The organism is Microcystis sp. (assembly GCF_048564745.1).
GTDB lineage: Bacteria > Cyanobacteriota > Cyanobacteriia > Cyanobacteriales > Microcystaceae > Microcystis > Microcystis ichthyoblabe_A.
The window spans coordinates 1-3,400 of record NZ_JBLZRT010000138.1; the positions used below are offsets into that span (position 1 = coordinate 1).

Below are 3,400 nucleotides of genomic sequence, written 5' to 3' on the forward strand. Positions count from 1 at the left end.
AACATTCTCGTCACCGAAGCCCGGTCAATTTTTGTGTCAACGTCTTGTGTGGCTTAATTGCTTACTGTCACCAACCCAAGAAGCCCTCCCTCCAAATGGACTGGGTTTTACCTCAATCTGCTTAACCCGAACTCAGGTTACTTATGACTGATAACTGATAACTGATAACTGGTCACTGATAATAATTCCAACGTTGAATAAATGGGAGCCAATGAGATTCGACTAACTCGATCGCTTTTGCATCTGGGGGATAATTATTTTTTTTATATCCTTGCAGACTGGCGATATATTTCTCAAAGCGAGGCCTGGATATTTTTAAGTCGGGAAGTTGCAGTTGATCGTAAATTTTCTCGATTTGTGCTAGGGGGTCTTTTTCTAAATCTTCAAAACGGATTTCTACAAAACTATCGGCGGGTAAATCGGCACTATCTCGCAGGAGAGAATTAAGCATTGGGGGGTAACTTTTCAGAATTACCTGCTCGATTTCATCCTGGGATAAATTATCGTAGGATTGTAGTGCTAGTTCCGGTAGGATGCGGGTAAAAAAGTGGCGGGTTGAGGGAAAAACTAGATAGGGATTGCGGTAGATATGAATAAATTTAGCATCGGGCCAGATAGCTCGCAATTTGGCAATGTGTGCCGTATAAACGGGGTTTTTGATGAGTAATCGTTTGCCTTTTTGATGGATGGAAACTTTTTTTAATAGATGAGTATGCCAACGTTGCCAATTGGCGATTTCTTTCTCGCTGCAGCCCTGAAAAAAAACCCCTCGATCGAAATGGTACTGAAAACGTTGGGGAAAGTATAAACCATGGTAGTAGGAAAGGGGGATCATGCTGGCCAGGGCGATCGAGTCTTCTTGGGGTGAATTGGGAGTAACAGCGACGTTATCCACATGGCGATCGCTCGGTAGGGCTAATTCTAGCAGCGGTTGTAATAAGCGGACGATACCGAGGATATCCCAGGGTAATCCCACCGCTAGGGGCGAAATATAGCCAAAATGCTCCGATTGACCGAGTAAATTGTGCAGATGGGTCGTGCCGCTGCGCCAATAGCCGACAATAAAAATGGGTGCTTTTACCTGCACCCTACGCTCATAAAACCCTGTCATTAAAATTCGTTCTAGGGTAGAAAAAGGCAGTCGCGCTAGGGTAACTGCCAGCGCCAGGGTTGCCGGGGCCAAATTGGGGCGATTAATGCCGCCATTGGTCAAAAATAAACGAAGGAGAGTGCTAAGGTTACTACCGCAGAGGGGATGAAACAAACTGGACATATTAACTATTTTTTAGCGGTTTTTTGGCGGATAGCTTGGCTGGCCAAGGTTTTGCCGAATTCCCAAGCGGCCCCAGGGAAGCGGTGAGCATCAGCGACCACATCTTTAACGGCGGTGACAAGCCAACGGCAATCCTCATCGGAGAGGGTGAGGGGGGGGATAAACTTGATGATATTCATGCCGTGGCCGGAAACCTGGGAGAGGATTTGATGGCGGGTAAAGAGGGGAACAACGATTAACTGGGAAAATAGCCCTTTATTGGCGGTTTCTAGCATTTTCCAGGCGGCTTTTAGGGACCAACTGCTCGGCTCGGCAAATTCCAAGGCGATCATCATACCCAATCCCCGCACTTCCTGCAAACATTCGTACTGATCTACGAGGGGCTGTAGTTCTGCGATAATTTGTTGACCGATTACGGCCGATCGCTCGACTAATTTTTCCTCTTCAATCACCTGTAAAGTGGCAATACCGGCGGCCATGGCCAGATTATTTTTACCAAAAGTGCTACCGTGAACCACAGAACGATCCATGCGATCGAATACTCGATCGAAGATCCAGCGACGACAGAGAACCGCTCCCACTGGCACAAAACCACCCGAAAGAGCCTTGGCAACACATAAAATGTCCGGTTCTACCCCCCAATGTTCTACAGCCCAAATTTTGCCAGTCCGGCCTAAACCGGTCTGCACTTCATCGGCTACAAAAAGAGTGCCATAACGACGACAAAGGGCAGCCGCCGCCGGGAGATAGTTCGGTTCGGGAATTCTCACCCCGTGACCTTGGATCGGTTCGGTAATAAAAGCCGCTACTTCTTGGTTAATTAGAGCTTTTTCGAGCGCGGCCAGATCGCCGAAGGGAATTTCCTTAAAATCGGCGACAAAAGGCCCAAATCCCTCACGATAATGGGGATCGCCGGTGGCGGAAAGGGAACCCATGGTTAACCCGTGGTAGCCTCCCTGACAGTAAACAATTTGGCTGCGTCCGGTGGCGTAGCGGCTGAATTTAATGGCAGCCTCGACGGTTTCTGTGCCGGAATTAGCAAAGAAAACTCGTTCTAATCCGGTCGGGGCGATCGCTGCTAACCGTTCGGCCAGCAATCCCGCTAGGATAGAAGCATCCAATTGGACTAAATTGGGTAATGCTGCCGTTAGCACTTCCTGTAAAGCTTGCACGATCTTGGGGTGATTGCGTCCGAGAGCGAAAACACCAAAACCACTCAGTAAGTCCAGATACTTGTCCCCCTGATTGTCGAAGAGGTACGGACCTTCGGCTTTAACGTAGTGGCGATCGTAGCCGATCGTTTTTAGTACCCTAACCATCTGGGGGTTTAGGTATTGTTCGTGGAGGGCAAAGTTTTCTTCTAGTCTTTTTTCTATCAGTTCTAAAATGCTCATAAATTCCAGATTTGATTACTGAAAAACTAATTTTTAAACACCTAAAACCCGATTATGTTGATAGCACATTATCATGATTTTTGGCTATCTAATATTATAAATTATTTGATATATTTTGTCAAGTATTTAAAAACTTATCTAGGATAATGAAACTAATTAACTCTTGTTGGCTAAAGGTTCAAGCGACTTTTAGATAATTTGTTAGTCAGTTTTTATATGGTTGGCGCGCAAGCGATGCGCCCAAAATGTAATATCAGTAAACTGTTTACTGTTCACTGATAACTGATAACTGATTACTGATAACTGATTACTGATTACTGATAAGTAGGTAGGCGTTAAAAGTTGTCAGATGCCCCCCTTATTAAGGGGGGATTAAGGGGGGATCCCCCCGCCTATCGGCACCCCCCTTATCAAGGGGGGCAGGGGGGATCGAACCTAAAATCCATTTTTAATTTAATTAAGTAGGTAGGCGTTAAATGTTGTCAGATGCCCCCCGTATTAAGGGGGTATTAAGTGGGGATCCCACCGACTTTCTGCACCCCCCGTTTCAATGGGGTCTGGGGGGATCGGAACTTAAATAAATTTTTTATTTAATTAAGTAGGTAGGCGTTAAAAGTTGTCAGATGCCCCCCTTATTAAGGGGGGATTAAGGGGGGATCCCCCCGCCTATCGGCACCCCCCTTATCAAGGGGGGCAGGGGGGATCGAACCTAAAATCCATTTTTAATTTAATT

At 46.3% G+C, this 3,400-nt stretch carries 2 protein-coding genes and 1 pseudogene; 1 reads left to right on the top strand and 2 read right to left on the bottom strand.

All coding sequences use genetic code 11. From position 1 onward, the window contains the following. Window positions 1–125 (top strand): annotated as a pseudogene (locus ACOCD9_RS15415) (IS982 family transposase); the annotation flags it as partial. Between the two features lie 47 nt (window positions 126–172). Here the strand turns inward: ACOCD9_RS15415 and ACOCD9_RS15420 are convergent. Next, entirely contained in the window at window positions 173–1,273 is a 1,101-nt protein-coding gene (locus ACOCD9_RS15420) for a sulfotransferase family protein (RefSeq protein WP_287702068.1), read from the bottom strand. A gap of 5 nt (window positions 1,274–1,278) precedes the next feature. Beyond that, window positions 1,279–2,667 carry an aspartate aminotransferase family protein gene (locus ACOCD9_RS15425; protein ID WP_287702070.1) on the bottom strand — a complete coding sequence of 463 codons (1,389 nt, stop codon included), beginning with the start codon at window positions 2,665–2,667 and terminating at the stop codon, window positions 1,279–1,281. Between the last annotated feature and the right edge of the window lie 733 nt (window positions 2,668–3,400).

Bases quoted from the DNA above. Each gene is read 5' to 3' on its own strand.
- ACOCD9_RS15420 (WP_287702068.1), bottom strand. From the start codon at position 1,273: ATGTCCAGTTTGTTTCATCCCCTCTGCGGTAGTAACCTTAGCACTCTC.
- ACOCD9_RS15425 (WP_287702070.1), bottom strand. From the start codon at position 2,667: ATGAGCATTTTAGAACTGATAGAAAAAAGACTAGAAGAAAACTTTGCC.